Source organism: Bacillus sp. GMa5/1 (genome assembly GCF_050172015.1).
GTDB lineage: Bacteria > Bacillota > Bacilli > Bacillales > Bacillaceae_G > Bacillus_A > Bacillus_A cereus.
Genome location: NZ_JBNLYC010000029.1, coordinates 1 through 14,477 on the forward strand (window position 1 = coordinate 1; position 14,477 = coordinate 14,477).

Genomic DNA, 14,477 nt, shown 5'->3' on the forward strand with positions numbered 1-14,477 from the left:
TATTATTATTTGTGAATAGTTATGTAGTATGATCTAATTTCTATTTCGTTATTAAAAACAAAGAGATCAGATATGAGTGGTATTAGTTGGAAACAAGGCTTGCATAGAGCTACTTAAAAGGATTGCGGTATAATAAGGCGCGAAGTAATTAGAGATATGGGAAGCTACCAGTTATAATTGAAATGGTATAATATTGCTTTTTATTACAAATAATATTATGTTATTTTAATCGGTTTATTTAAAAAGATAATTTATGTAAAGGGCTAGTATTAGAAAATGAAATATCTCTATTTCTATGAAGAGAAACAGGTTGTGTTTTAGTCAGATAGAAGCAAGGAGAGATGCGCATGCTAGAACAGAGAGGTCATGCATTATATGACTCTTCGTTGCGAGATTTAAAGTTAGCATTAGATGAGTCTTCAATTGTTGCAATTACAGATCGAAAAGGTCTTATTACATATGTAAATGATAAATTTTGTGAAATCTCTAAATACAAAAGAGAAGAATTAATTGGAAAAGATCACCGTATTTTAAATTCAGGTCATCATCCGAAAACCTTTTTTCAAAACTTATGGAAACGTATTTTGAATGGGAAAGTATGGACAGGTGAGATTCGGAATCGAGCAAAAGATGGTACATATTATTGGGTCAAAACAACAATTGTTCCATTTTTAAATGAAAAAGGAGAGCCTTACCAGTTTATCGCAATACGAAATGATATTAGTAGTAGAAAAGAAGCGGAACAGAGGTTGCGGCTAAGTGAAAGTCGTTATAGGGAACTTGCCTATCATGATGCTTTAACGAGTTTGCCGAACCGTTTGCAATTAATAACGACCGTTAATAAATTGATTGCAGATAAAAAAGAATTTGGTATGATTTACTTTGATTTGGACCGTTTTAAATTAGTAAATGATACGTTAGGTCATATGATAGGGGACTTACTTTTAAGCGAAGTCGCTTCAAGGTTGCATTATGTACTAGGAGAGAAAGATGTTCTGGCTAGGCTAGGTGGCGACGAATTTGTGCTGTTAACAAAAAATCATAGACAAGATGATATGAGGCAGTTAGCGACATCTGTGTTGTCATGTTTCCAGGCACCATTTATTCTTGAAGGCCATGAAGTATATATTTCAGCTAGTCTAGGACTTTGTTCTTATCCACAAGACGGACAAGACGTGGAAACATTATTGAAAAACTCCGACTTAGCTATGTATAGTGCAAAAGAACAGGGGAGAAATGCTGCATGTTTCTTTACAGATGAGCTACGCGCGAAAATAAATCGTAGAATGAAAGTTGAGTTTGCTTTGCAAAAGGCAATTCGTGATGAAGAGTTAGATGTAGTATTGCAGCCTATTATTGATTTGAAAACGAAGAGATATTCTGGTATAGAAGCTCTAGTACGCTGTATGACAGAAGACGGACCTATTTCACCAAACGAATTTATCCCGGTAGCTGAAGAGTCTGGACTTATTATAAAGCTAGGAGACTGGGTATTAGAAAAATCGTGCCGATTGTTTAAAACATTGCCCAATTATCAAGAAGGACTAAAGTTATCAGTGAATTTATCTATACAACAATTAATGCAGAAACGTTTTATTTTCTCTGTACGTAGCATTTTAAAGAGAACTGGTTTTCCTCCGAACCGTTTAATATTAGAAATAACGGAAAGCATAGCAGTCCGCCATTTTGATTATATTATTGCTACATTACAAGAATTAAGAAATATGGGTGTTTTAATTGCTTTGGATGATTTCGGAACTGGCTATTCTTCCTTATATTATTTAAAACAACTACCACTGGATATTGTAAAAATTGATCGTAATTTTATTCGTGAATTTCATTATGATCACGCACAACCAGAACGAACGATTGTAAAATCCGTTATTGAAATTGCTCATAGTTTAAATTTAGCAGTAGTTGCTGAAGGAGTAGAAACAGTAGAGCAAGAGAGTTTGTTACAATCAATGAGCTGTGATTATGTACAGGGATTTTATTATGCGAAACCTTTATCTGTAGGAGAGCTAAAAGAAAAGTTAATTACAGATTTTTAATAAAAAAGAGAAGCCAGCAGCTTCTCTTTATTTAATCCGTTTTTTGTGAGTCTTTCATTAGTATTGGATAAAGAATAAGACCTAATACGAACAATCCAATTCCTAAGAAGAATGTTTTTAAATCAGCAGTTCCCGTTTTGATAACCCAAATAGAGTATACCAACGCTAATGTCGTAATGATTCCATCTTTTACTCGAGATCCGGGCAGTATATCATACGTTTCTCCTGTAATAACTAATTTTAATTGGTACAAGGTAGAAACAAGGTATGGAATTAAATAGGCTAATGTTGCTACGACGATAGCGAAACTATACGCTTCTGAAACAGTACCAGAAATCGTTGAAAATAAGAAAATTTGCGTCATTATATTTGTAATCAATAGTGATTTTGAAGGACTACCTTTTTTATTTGTTTTCCCGAAAAACTTAGGGAAAAGTCCATTTTTTGCTGCCTGGTAAGGTACTTCTGAACTAACAACAATCCAGCCAACTGTAGATCCAAATAAAGATATAAGAGCGAGTAAAGCCATTATATATGCACCTTTATTTCCAATTGCTAAATTTAATGCGTCTACTAATGGTTTTTGAGACTCTTTTAAAGCATCTTGCGGAAGAGCTCCCATTGTAAGTAAAGTAATTGACATGTAAATAAGAAGAGCGATAATTAATCCGAAAATCGTAGCTTTTTTTACATCGCGCTGTGATTTTGCACGATTAGAAAGCATAACTGCTGATTCAATACCGATAAATGCCCAGAGTGTTGCAATAGCAGCTGAATTGATTTGGCCACCTAATGAGATTGATTGTCCTGCTTCATTCATAAAGGTTTGACCGTCTCCGAAATTAGAGGCGTTGAAAATGAACAATGTAATTACAATAAACATTGTAAATCCGATAATTTTTGCAATAGTAGCAAGTAGATTCATATTTCCAGCTCGATCAATATTTTGCGAAAGAATATATTGAATTCCCCACAGCATAAGGCTACATACGAGGAAAGTTAATCCTTTTCCGAGCTCCAGTGAAAATCCATTTATTGAAAAAAGAATTTGCTTACTTTGTAAAACTGGAAAGAATGTTGATAAATATCCAGCAAAGGAAATAATAACAGATGCTGTTGCAGCCCAGTTAGCAGCCCAATATCCCCATGCCATACTATATCCTGCAACTTTACCAGCTTTTTTTGAAGGAAACATCGCTTGAGCATAGCTTTGTGGTCCAGCTTTTAATTCTGGTTTACGAATCGCTAAATTTCCAAATACAAGTGCAATCATAAATACGCCAAGGCCTGTAATACTCCATGCGAGTGTAGAACCCATTGGACCTGATACTTGTGCTAAATTTGCTGGAAGCATAAATACGCCACCGCCAACCATATTCCCGATAACAAATGCTGTTAAAACCCATAATCCCCATTTTTTCGTTTCCATTTTTGTTAACTCCTTTGTAGTAAGTTTTGCTTAAACATCATTTTTTACTAGCTTTTTGACAATAAAAAAAGAGCCATGTAGATAAAAAAATACCTACATGGCTCTTTTGCCAAAGCGTAGGTACAACGGGAATAACCCTTGTACCTACGCGTAATTTTTCCGCTAGGTTTCAAGGGTTACGTATGATGATGATGTTTTTGTGCAAATGTAACTACAGTTGTTGTATAAGTAAGCATAGTTCTTTGCTCCCTTTCTCCTCTGATTTTGAAGTTAGTATACTACATGTTTTTTTGAATGAAAAGAAAAATATAAAAATTTTTATAAAAATACGTTTTAAAGATTAAATATTTACCTATATTTTTCTTGTACTGGAAAATAAGTGAGAGATTGGCAGAAGAGTGAAGCATGTTATAATACATATAGAATTAGAAGGTGACAAGGGGCTATTGTAGATGATGAGTAAGTATGAACAAATTTATACAGAAATCAGTAAATCTATTGATAATAAACAATTAAAAGAGGGATGCAAAATCCCATCAGAAACAGAATTAATGAAGCAGTATGAGGCAAGCCGAGGCACGGTGAGAAAAGCTGTAGATTTACTGCAAGAGCGTGGATATGTGCAAAAAATTCATGGAAAAGGTGTTTTTGTTTTAAAGCGAAAAAATATTGAATTTAATTTTGGCGGTATTGTAAGTTTCCAAGAAGAAAATGAACGTTTGGGACGTCATTGTATTACGGAAGTTGTGGAAATGGACAAAGAAAAAGCCACAAAAGAAATTGCAAAATTATTAAATGTAAAAGAAAAAACAGAGATTGATCATATTAAACGTGTACGAAATATTGATGGAGAAAAAGTAATTTTAGATATAAATCATTTTGTATCTGAGTTTGTTCCAGGATTAACGAAAGAAATTGCAACTGCATCGATTTATAAATACATCGAGAAAGAGCTTGGGCTACATATTAGTTATTCGCAGAGGGTAATTGAAGTACAGCCATGTACAGAGGATGACAGAAAGTATTTAGATTTAAATGGAACAGACTATGTTGTCGTTGTGAAAAACTTTACACATTTGTATGATGGAAGTCAGTTTGAATATACAGAATCACGCCACCGTTTAGATATTTTTCACTTTTCGGATGTGGCACGCAGGAAGTAAAGAGGTGGAACAAAATATTGTTTCATCTCTTTTTTTTATAAAAAATACAAACTCGTATATACGAGTGTTGACTAACTTATATATACGAGTTAATATGTAATTGTAAACGGTATCAAAAAAAGAAAAGAGGGACGGGAATATGGGGAAAGACTATCGTAAAACAGCAGAGGAAGTGTTGCAGTATATTGGTGGGAAAGACAATATTGAACAAGCTGCACATTGTGTGACGAGGCTCCGTATCGCTTTAAAAGATGAAAGTAAAATAGATAATGATAAATTACAGTCTGTTTCATTAGTGAAAGGAGCGTTTCATAACGCTGGTATATTTCAAGTTGTAATTGGTCCAGGAGATGTAGATCGTGTTTACGCTGAATTGATAACGCTTGCGGGTATGAAAGAATCGACTGTAGCTGACGTAAAAGACTCTGGAAATCAGAAGTTAAATCCAGCTCAAAAGTTTGTAAAAATATTTTCAGATGTATTTATGCCGATATTACCAGCGATCGTAACGGCTGGTTTACTAATGGGTATTAACAATCTATTAGGCGCAAAGGACTTATTTTTTGATGGGAAAAATTTATTAGATGTTTATCCGAACTTAGGCGGGCTTTGGGATTTAATTAATATGATGGCCAATACAGCATTCGTATTCTTACCAGCACTTGTCGGGTGGTCAGCAACGAAGCGTTTTGGTGGTAGTCCAATACTAGGGATTGTTATGGGATTAATGCTTGTGCACCCGGCCTTATTAAACGCTTGGGACTATGGAAAAGCAGCGACTGGTTTAGACGGACAAAAGATTGAGTACTTCGATATTTTAGGACTGTTCCAAATTGAAAAGGTAGGGTATCAAGGTCAAATCTTGCCGGTTTTAGTAGCTGCATTTGTGTTAAGTAAAGTAGAAATTTTCTTAAAGAAACATGTACCAAATGCAATTCAATTATTAGTTGTACCAATTACAACAATCGTTGTGACAGGTGTGTTAGCATTAGGAATTATTGGTCCGGTTACACGTCATATTGGAGATTTATTAACAGTAGGATTAGTAGGTGTATATGAAACAGTACCAGTAGTTGGAGCAGTATTATTTGGAGCGTTATATGCACCACTTGTAATTACAGGTATGCATCATATGTTTATTGCAATTGATTTACAATTGATTGCACAACATGGCGGTACATTTATTTGGCCAATGATTGCTCTTTCTAACATTGCGCAAGGTAGTGCGGCACTTGCGATGTTCTGGATTTCTAAAAATCAAAATGATAAAAGTATGGCATCAACATCAGCCATTTCAGCATACTTCGGTATTACAGAACCAGCGATGTTTGGTGTGAATTTACGAAATAAGTTCCCGTTTTATGCAGCGATTATAGGGTCTGCTGTGGCAGCGATATTCATTACATTAAATGGTGTATTAGCACCTGCTATCGGAATTGGGGGATTGCCAGCATTTATTTCTATCATTCCGAAATCGATTCCAATGTTTATTGTCGGAATGATTATTGCAGTTGTAATCCCATTTACTTTAACATGGTTATTTGCAAAAAGAGTGAAACAGAAGTAGGAGGAAGTTAAACATGAAGGATTGGCATAAAAGTGTAGTCTATCAAATTTATCCGAAGAGCTTTAATAGTTATTACAATAGAGAAACCGGTGATATAAAAGGGGTTACAGAGAAACTAGATTATTTAAAAGAACTCGGAGTGGATTATATTTGGTTAACACCGATATACCAATCACCACAAAATGATAATGGATATGATGTAAGTGATTATTACAGCATTGATCCATCTTACGGAACGATGGAAGAGTTTGAAGAACTTTTAGCAGAAGCGAAAGTACGTAACATTGAAATTATGCTTGATATTGTTGTAAATCATAGTTCGACTGAACATAAGTGGTTTAAAGAAGCGAAGGAAGATAAAAATAGTCCATATCGTAATTACTATATTTGGCGTGATGAAAAAAATAATTGGCAGTCTAAGTTTGGTGGATCTGCTTGGAAATATGATGAGAAGACGGAGCAATATTATTTACATCTATTTGATGAAACACAAGCTGATTTAAATTGGGAAAATGAAAAACTGCGTGAAGAAGTATATGATATGATGCGCTTTTGGCTGGATAAAGGGGTAACGGGATTCCGATTAGATGTCATTAACTTAATTTCAAAAGACCAATGTTTTTTAAACGATGAAGGTAGTACTGCGACAAGTGATGGACGCAAGTATTATACAGATGGCCCGCGTGTTCATGAATATTTACAAGAGATGAACCGAAATATTTTTGCAGGAAAAGATGTCATTACAGTTGGAGAAATGTCATCTACGACAATTGATAATTGTATTAAATATTCTAATCCTGAGCGTAATGAATTAAGCATGACGTTTAGTTTCCATCATTTAAAAGTAGATTATCCGAATGGTGATAAGTGGACGAAAGCAGAGTTTGATTTTATTAAATTAAAAGAGATTATGTCTAACTGGCAAGTTGAAATGCAAAAGGGCGGAGGATGGAATGCGTTATTTTGGTGTAATCATGACCAGCCTCGCATCGTGTCACGCTTTGGTGATGATGGAAAGTACCGAAACGAATCTGCAAAAATGTTAGCGACAGCCATGCACATGCTGCAAGGAACGCCTTATATTTATCAAGGGGAAGAAATCGGTATGACGAATCCTAAATTTGAGTCCATCGAGCAATATCGTGATGTAGAATCGTTAAATATATACGATATAAAGCTAAAAGAAGGGCTATCAAAAGAAGAGATTATAGGGATTTTAAAGCAAAAATCTCGTGACAACTCTCGCACTCCGATGCAGTGGAATGAAGAGATGAACAGTGGTTTTACAACAAGTACACCTTGGATTTCAGCGGCTGAAAATTTTAAAGAAATAAACGTAGAGAAGGCATTAGAAGATAAAGAGTCCGTATTTTATCATTATAAAAAGTTAATAGAGCTTAGAAAAACGTATGATGTAATTACAGAAGGAGAATATGCTATTTTGGATAAAAATGATCCTAAAATTTGGGCATATACTCGTACTACAGAAAGTGAAGTACTACTTGTTATAAATAACTTCTATGGAGAAGAAATAACGTATTCAGTACCAGCGCACGTTCAGTTAGATGGAATGAAACAAGAAGTACTACTGTCGAATTATAAAGATGCCAGCAAGGATATTGCAAAACTTAACTTAAGACCATATGAATCAATTGTGTATCGATATACGAAATAAAAAGGTTGTATGCCCGAGCGGCATACAACCTTTTTATTTTAAGACACCACTATACAAAATGCTTACTTCTACTTCAGGTTTGAATTTTACTTTTGCATAATCTTTATTCCAATTTTTTTTCTTCCATAAGTTAGGATGATAAGCGATAAGATGTCTTCCAATACCGAAAGCATCACAATTTGCTTTTTGTAGTTTTCGTGTTATTTTTTTCGCTTCTTTCGTGAGTTGTTTAGAAAGTTCTTTATTTAGTTTTTCTCTATCGTCCATTGTATACATATTATCTCTTGGAGATTCAAGTGCTATAACTTTTAATTGGAGCTTAATGTGAGCATAAACATTTCCTTTTTTATCTGTTGTTATTTTTAAGTCGCGTTTTAATTTTCGATTACTAATTTCCATTGTTAAATAATCAGATGTCTTCTCAGATTCATCACTAGTCAGTTTTTGGGTTATACGGGCACTTGTTCCCATTTTTCCGGTTAATAACACGAATAAAACAGATTGTTGCAAAGGTAAATGCCCAGTTAATTTATCATTGTTAAATAAAGCTAACCCGTTTGTAACTACTTCTTTTCCTTTTATTTTTATAGAAGGAAGGGTAAAGTCTTTACCGGGATCTAACATTTTTGTAGCAGCTGTTTCTAAAGTTTCTTTTGGAAATACACTCATATCTTCTAAGCTTTTCACTTTTTTCTTTAGAAAATCTCCAATTAGTAAATTTCCTATTTTCTTTTTTTCGAGTATCTCCGATGTTTCACCATCTACTGCAATAAGTTTTACTAAAGCAGTTGGGTTTGTTGGATCTCGAAAGCTGACATCTAAATAGGGGAGTATACCCTTTTTTAGAATTTTGGTTCCGAGTAATTGAACACCATATTTAAAATAGCGAATATTCCCAGTCACATTTTTTTTTAGGGCATCGCCTGTATCCATTATGTTATGCCCGGTTGCTGAATATATTTCATTCTCAAATGAAGATTGCTCTCCGCTTGAACTTTTTACGAGCTCGATTGTTTGCTGGAGTTTATTCTCTTTCGTAATATCAGCTCCAACGCTATAAGCTAAACTTGCCTCCCTTAATGGTTCTTGATCCCAACAGCCAGAAAGGAGGGAACTAGTACATAATATTAAAAGTAATTTAACTCTTTTTGGGAACATACTGTTCTCCTTTCTTCTTTCTTATTATTGAATAAAGTAGAAATAAAAGAGGGAGGACAACGATGAAAATATAGGTGAACTTATCAGTGAAAGTTGAAATTACTTTTAATTCTTCAGGTGTATCTATAAATAAGGCTACACTAAAAGCAATAATACCAACGATTGGAACAGCCTTTTTATGATTAGCAAGGTTGAATATATGTCCAATTCCGATTGAAGCAGCGCAGTAATAACTAGCAATAGAAGCGACAACTGTTATCATCCAAATTGGGATGAAGATTAGGTCCGTTCGATCTATAATTCCAATATGCAAGGAGCGTAATAAGTAAGCAACTGGCTCTGGAATAAGCTCAATTTGCTTTGGACTAAATACGATAAAGCAAATCCAAACGGTAAAAGTATAAAAAAGAGTTACAAATCCATTGGCGATAGAAATGGCCTTCAGTTTTGCAATAGAACTCCCATTTACTTTTGGGAAAGCGATAAGAATAATTTCAAAACCATACATGGCTGTAATTGTTTCCTTGGATGCTTGAATTATATTCCACCATCCGGCTTCTGTAATAGGAAAAATATAAGAGAAATCAGCTCGTGAAAGCCCTAGGGCAATTAAAAGAGCCATTGGAATAATGAGAATAGAGGCCATGACATAAAATCGTACGATGACTTTAAATGTGTTATAAGCTACATAACAACAAGCTACTGTACATAATATGAGAATTGCAGACCACGGAGTTGCGTGTAAAACCCATACTTTAATGACGTTACAAGCATTCAACATAACCGTCATACCGATAAGGGTAAAATAAAAAACATAAGAAAAGCCCAATAGTTTTCCTAACTTATTACCAAATAGCATACAAACACTTTTATACATATCTGCATCAGGAAATCGTTTTAAGAAAAGCCACATAAGTAAAATAATAAGTTGAATGGCAAGCCCCGCGATGAGCGCAGAAATCCAACCACCACCTTTTGCTATCGGATGAAGCCGGTTAGGTAGAGATAGTATACCGACCCCAATTTGGCATTGAATAACGAAAAAGGTAAATTGAACAAGTGAAATTTTACTTTGCGTGTTTGTCACCGTCCTCATCCTCTCTCGTTACATGTTGGCGCTGCATTTTTTTCGGTTTTGGATCATGTGGTCTTTCCCAAAATGACCAAATTGGTAGTCTTATGAAAGAATCTTTCATATCTTTAATCCGCATCGGGGCAACAGGAGAAAGATATGGTGTATGAAATGAATGAAGCTGACATAAGTGAACGAAAGTTATAATGAGACCGAATGATATTCCTACATATCCGAATATGGCAGCAAGGAGCATTAATGGAAAACGAAGAATCCGAACTGCTGAACTCATATCGTTTGATGGAACGAGAAAAGATGAGATTGCAGTTAAAGCTACAACGATGATCATTGTGTAAGAAACGAGTCCAGCTTTTACAATTGCATCCCCAATTACTAAACCACCTACAATACCGATTGTTTGTCCAACGCGGCTCGGCAAGCGAATACCAGCTTCTCGTAATAACTCGAAAATTAACTCCATTAAGAGAGCTTCAAAAATAGGAGGAAGCGGTACTTTCTCTAATGAAGCTTTAATCGTATACACAAGTTCGAGCGGTAACACATCAGGATGAAAAGCAACAGTTGCAATATATAAAGCTGGTAAGAGAAAGGCAATTAAAAAACTTACTAAGCGAATCATTCGGACGAAAGAACCGACAATCCAACGGTTATTATAATCATCTGGTGATTGATAGAAAGCAAATAACGTAACAGGAACGATGAGCGCTGTTGGATCTCCATCAGATAAAATAGCAACACGCCCTTCCATTAAATTAGCAACAGTTCTATCTGGACGCTCTGTATTTAATTGCTGCGGAAATGGGGAGAAAGACGTATCCTCTATAAATTCTTGTATGTATCCTGGTGGCATAAGTGCATCCGTTTTAATGGTTTCCAATCTTCTTTTCACTTCTATAACTAAATCGTCATTCGCTATATTTTGCATATAAGTAATTGCCACTTTCGTGTGCATTTCTTCACCGAGTGTAAAATACTTAACAACTAAATTTGGACTCTTAATGAGTTTACGAATAGAGGTTAAATTAGTTGCTAGATCCTCTACAAAACCAGTATGTGGACCGCGCACAACTCCTTCATTATCAGGCTCTGCTATATCTCTCTTTAAAGATAAGGTTGTTTCGAAAATACAAAAACTGTCGACGTGTTCATGAAAATATAAGGATTTACCTTGTAATAAAAGTTGTATCCCATAATTTAAATTCGTTTCTTTTTTCATATTTAACGTAGAAAAAGCTTTATCTAAAGATAAATCTGATCGCGTTAATAATGGCTCAAGGACTAACTGATGAATTAGATTTGGATCTGCTAAAGATTCGATATATAAGATTGCTCCTTTTCCGTTTTGAAAAGGGAGATCTAATTTTTTTATATCATCAGAATGAGAAAGTTTATTTTCAATGTAATTAATGTTCTCCGGAAGTGATGGAAACATATGCTTTTGTTTTTTACTCTCTTGTTGTTCTTTTTGCTCTGTCATAATTTCCACCTCTCTTAAAGTGCAATTGTTTCTGTTAATTTTTGTCGTTTGTGAGAAATTTATGCTTGAATTATTTTAAAAAAAGAGGATTGAAGGTTACGTTACATTGTCTTTTGTGCATTATTCAATTTCATAGCAGTACTTCTAACATTTGTGTCGAATTAAGAAGATATATAGGAGGGATATATATGGAAATAGCTGTAGAACGTGTTTTTACGAAAGAGATTTTAAAAAGAGCAGTGAATTTGTTTCATGTAACAGTGGAAGAAAAGCCACTTGGAGATTTTGAGAATTATATTTTTAAGGCGAAGGGTGATAATGATGAAGATTACGTATTACGTTTAACACATTCTTCTCATCGTTCTAAACAAGAGGTAGAGGCTGAACTAGATTTTTTACGATATGTTGCGGAGAATGGGGCAAAGGTAGCAGGACCTCTTTATTCAACGTCTCGAAATCTCGTAGAAGAAATCGTAGCAGAGGATGGAACGTTCTTTTCCGCTTCTTTATTTACATATGCAAAAGGTGAGCAAGTAAAAGGAGAGGAATCGCCTTATTGGGGCGAGCCTCTCTTTGAAGCATGGGGAAAAGCGATTGGGCAACTGCATCGCCTTACAATGGAATATCCTAAAACAGACTACCGTGATACGTGGGAAGAAGACGAAAGTGGAATTGTTAATGAATTAGAAGATGGTCAAGTGAAAAAGATTGCAGCGGTACTAATGGATGAAATTAAGGCCCTTCCAGTTGAAAGAGAAACGTTCGGTCTTATGCACGGTGATATCCATCAAGGTAATTTTCATTATGATGGTAAAGAGCTAACAATCTTTGATTTTGATGATGCGGCTTATAATTACTTTATACATGATTTAGCGATGGTTCTATACTACTCTGTTCTATTTACAACGTGGACAGCAGAAGAGAAGACAGATTTTGCTCGTAAACAGTTACAAGTGTTACGAAAAGGATATGAGTATGAGCACAGGCTGGCGGATAGTTGGTATGAATCGTTGCCACTATTTTTACGTTTACGTGATATAGGTTTATATGGAACGCTTCAGAAGAAGTTTAAAGGGAAAGATATGCCTGATAACTTCTTGAAATTATCAGAAGAGCTATACGAAAGAATTATTAAAAGAGAAGCAATTGTGAATATATAATACATTTAGTTTAAAACAAAGTATATAAAACAAATATATACTTTGTTTTTTTATACAAAAATATGTTTACTTTATTAAAATAATATTGTCCTAGATTCGGTATGCACTTATAATTTTATATATATTCTGAATATTCTTTATAAAGAAGGAGGGGGAATGTTGGAAACTTTCGTAAATTGGTTAAATAATATTGTTTGGAGTCCAGCACTTGTTTATTTATGTTTAGGAGTAGGTTTATATTTTTCTATTCGAACGAAGTTTTTACAAGTAAGGCACGTAGGAGAAATGGTGAAGCTGACATTTCAAGGAGAAAAATCTGAGGCTGGTGTTTCTTCATTCCAAGCGTTAGCACTTTCGTTATCAGGACGTGTTGGGACAGGGAATATCGCTGGGGTAGCAACAGCGGTTGCATTCGGTGGACCAGGAGCTGTATTTTGGATGTGGGCAGTAGCCTTTTTAGGGGCAGGATCAGCTTATGTAGAATCAACACTCGCGCAAATATATAAGACGAAACATCAAGGGCAGTTTCGTGGTGGACCTGCTTATTACATCGAAAAAGGTCTAGGAGTTAAATGGTATGCTTTAGTATTCGTTGCAGCGACAATTCTTGCAACAGGACTTTTACTACCAGGCGTACAAGCAAATAGTATTGCTGTAAGTTTAGAAACGGCTTTTGGTATTAATACTACCGCATCAGGGGCTATATTAGTTGTCGTATTAGCTCTTATCATTTTCGGTGGAGTAAAGCGAATTGTTAACGTAGCGCAAGTTGTCGTACCTTTTATGGCAATAGGCTATATTTTAGTAGCTTGCGTCATTGTTGCTATGAATATTGAAAAATTGCCAGAAGCATTTATGTTAATTATAAGAAGTGCATTTGCATTAGAAGCTGCTTTCGGTGGTATTATCGGTTTAGCAATCTCTTGGGGGGTAAAACGTGGTATTTATTCCAATGAAGCAGGACAAGGGACTGGACCACACGCAGCAGCAGCAGCCGAAGTATCACATCCAGCTAAGCAAGGTTTAGTGCAAGCATTTTCCGTTTACATTGATACATTATTTGTTTGTTCAGCAACAGCATTTATGATGATTATTACAGGCATGTATAACGTATTTGATGCAAGCGGAAAAAACTTTATCGTTAATAAACTAAATGGTGCTCAGCCAGGACCAGGATATACACAGGCGGCGGTAGAATCTGTTTTCCCTGGATTTGGAAACGGTTTCGTTGCAATCTCGTTATTATTCTTCGCGTTTACAACAATTATGGCGTATTACTACATTGCAGAAACGAATATTGCGTACTTAAATCGTGATAAAGACCGTCCTTGGATGTCTATGGTACTAAAGTTTGTATTTTTAGGAGCTGTATTCTATGGATGTATAAAAACAGCAGCAACGGCTTGGGCTTTAGGCGACATTGGGGTAGGAATTATGGCATGGGTAAATATCATTGCGATTTTACTATTACAAAAACCTGCATTAGTCGCATTAAAGGATTATGAAAAACAGAAAAAAGAAGGAAAAGATCCAGTATTCGATCCAGGGCCATTAGGAATTAAAAATGCTGATTTTTGGGAGCATGAATACGGGAAAGATAAGAAAGAAGAAGTATCTTAACAGAATAGAAATGAAGAAGCAAAGGGGAAACTCTTTGCTTTTTTTTATGGACAAATTGAAGCTAAAAGTTATTTTTGGGACTAT

10 protein-coding genes are annotated in these 14,477 nt (G+C 35.1%); 6 read left to right on the top strand and 4 right to left on the bottom strand.

Annotated features, from left to right (window positions below; genetic code table 11):
* Nucleotides 1-347 precede the first annotated feature (347 nt).
* Complete coding sequence (locus tag ACQGSG_RS09805) at nt 348-2,051, top strand: putative bifunctional diguanylate cyclase/phosphodiesterase (protein ID WP_000893350.1); 1,704 nt, start codon at nt 348-350, stop codon at nt 2,049-2,051.
* A 31-nt stretch (nt 2,052-2,082) separates the two neighbouring features.
* Here ACQGSG_RS09805 and ACQGSG_RS09810 read toward each other — a convergent pair whose 3' ends face one another.
* Nucleotides 2,083-3,480: an amino acid permease gene (locus ACQGSG_RS09810; protein ID WP_000448443.1), complete on the bottom strand. Its 1,398-nt coding sequence runs from the start codon at nt 3,478-3,480 to the stop codon at nt 2,083-2,085.
* Between the two features lie 452 nt (nt 3,481-3,932).
* Here ACQGSG_RS09810 and treR point away from each other — a divergent pair, with 452 nt between their 5' ends.
* From treR to treC, 3 genes are all read left to right on the top strand, one after another.
* Nucleotides 3,933-4,643 carry a trehalose operon repressor gene (gene treR, locus ACQGSG_RS09815; RefSeq protein WP_000987244.1) on the top strand — a complete coding sequence of 237 codons (711 nt, stop codon included), beginning with the start codon at nt 3,933-3,935 and terminating at the stop codon, nt 4,641-4,643.
* Between the two features lie 139 nt (nt 4,644-4,782).
* Nucleotides 4,783-6,210, top strand: a complete 1,428-nt coding sequence (treP, locus tag ACQGSG_RS09820) for a PTS system trehalose-specific EIIBC component (protein WP_000513940.1) — start codon at nt 4,783-4,785, stop codon at nt 6,208-6,210.
* A gap of 13 nt (nt 6,211-6,223) precedes the next feature.
* Nucleotides 6,224-7,885, top strand: a complete 1,662-nt coding sequence (gene treC / locus ACQGSG_RS09825; protein ID WP_325842761.1) for an alpha,alpha-phosphotrehalase — start codon at nt 6,224-6,226, stop codon at nt 7,883-7,885.
* A gap of 33 nt (nt 7,886-7,918) precedes the next feature.
* Here treC and ACQGSG_RS09830 read toward each other — a convergent pair whose 3' ends face one another.
* Genes ACQGSG_RS09830 through gerKA form a run of 3 tightly spaced genes read right to left on the bottom strand, consistent with a single transcriptional unit; the run spans nt 7,919 to nt 11,613 of the window.
* Nucleotides 7,919-9,043, bottom strand: coding sequence for a Ger(x)C family spore germination protein (locus tag ACQGSG_RS09830; RefSeq protein ID WP_098592873.1), 1,125 nt, complete (start codon nt 9,041-9,043; stop codon nt 7,919-7,921).
* The gene (locus tag ACQGSG_RS09835; protein ID WP_000185796.1) at nt 9,024-10,130 is read right to left on the bottom strand and encodes a GerAB/ArcD/ProY family transporter; all 1,107 of its coding nucleotides are present in this window, start codon (nt 10,128-10,130) and stop codon (nt 9,024-9,026) included. The genes ACQGSG_RS09830 and ACQGSG_RS09835 overlap by 20 nt, the downstream gene beginning before the upstream one ends.
* Nucleotides 10,111-11,613 carry a spore germination protein GerKA gene (gene gerKA / locus ACQGSG_RS09840; protein ID WP_000139243.1) on the bottom strand — a complete coding sequence of 501 codons (1,503 nt, stop codon included), beginning with the start codon at nt 11,611-11,613 and terminating at the stop codon, nt 10,111-10,113. The genes ACQGSG_RS09835 and gerKA overlap by 20 nt, the downstream gene beginning before the upstream one ends.
* 188 nt (nt 11,614-11,801) lie before the next feature.
* Between gerKA and ACQGSG_RS09845 the strand changes: the two genes are divergently transcribed.
* Nucleotides 11,802-12,773 carry a phosphotransferase gene (locus ACQGSG_RS09845; RefSeq protein WP_325842763.1) on the top strand — a complete coding sequence of 324 codons (972 nt, stop codon included), beginning with the start codon at nt 11,802-11,804 and terminating at the stop codon, nt 12,771-12,773.
* Nucleotides 12,774-12,932: 159 nt separating this feature from the next.
* Nucleotides 12,933-14,393 (top strand): alanine/glycine:cation symporter family protein, encoded by a 1,461-nt coding sequence (locus ACQGSG_RS09850; RefSeq protein ID WP_000447396.1) that lies wholly within the window; start codon nt 12,933-12,935, stop codon nt 14,391-14,393.
* The last annotated feature ends 84 nt before the right edge of the window (nt 14,394-14,477 follow it).

What these genes read in the sequence shown, in the direction of transcription:
- ACQGSG_RS09805 (WP_000893350.1), top strand. Translation starts at nt 348, where the DNA reads ATGCTAGAACAGAGAGGTCATGCATTATATGACTCTTCGTTGCGAGAT.
- ACQGSG_RS09810 (WP_000448443.1), bottom strand. Translation starts at nt 3,480, where the DNA reads ATGGAAACGAAAAAATGGGGATTATGGGTTTTAACAGCATTTGTTATC.
- treR (WP_000987244.1), top strand. Translation starts at nt 3,933, where the DNA reads ATGATGAGTAAGTATGAACAAATTTATACAGAAATCAGTAAATCTATT.
- treP (WP_000513940.1), top strand. Translation starts at nt 4,783, where the DNA reads ATGGGGAAAGACTATCGTAAAACAGCAGAGGAAGTGTTGCAGTATATT.
- treC (WP_325842761.1), top strand. Translation starts at nt 6,224, where the DNA reads ATGAAGGATTGGCATAAAAGTGTAGTCTATCAAATTTATCCGAAGAGC.
- ACQGSG_RS09830 (WP_098592873.1), bottom strand. Translation starts at nt 9,043, where the DNA reads ATGTTCCCAAAAAGAGTTAAATTACTTTTAATATTATGTACTAGTTCC.
- gerKA (WP_000139243.1), bottom strand. Translation starts at nt 11,613, where the DNA reads ATGACAGAGCAAAAAGAACAACAAGAGAGTAAAAAACAAAAGCATATG.
- ACQGSG_RS09845 (WP_325842763.1), top strand. Translation starts at nt 11,802, where the DNA reads ATGGAAATAGCTGTAGAACGTGTTTTTACGAAAGAGATTTTAAAAAGA.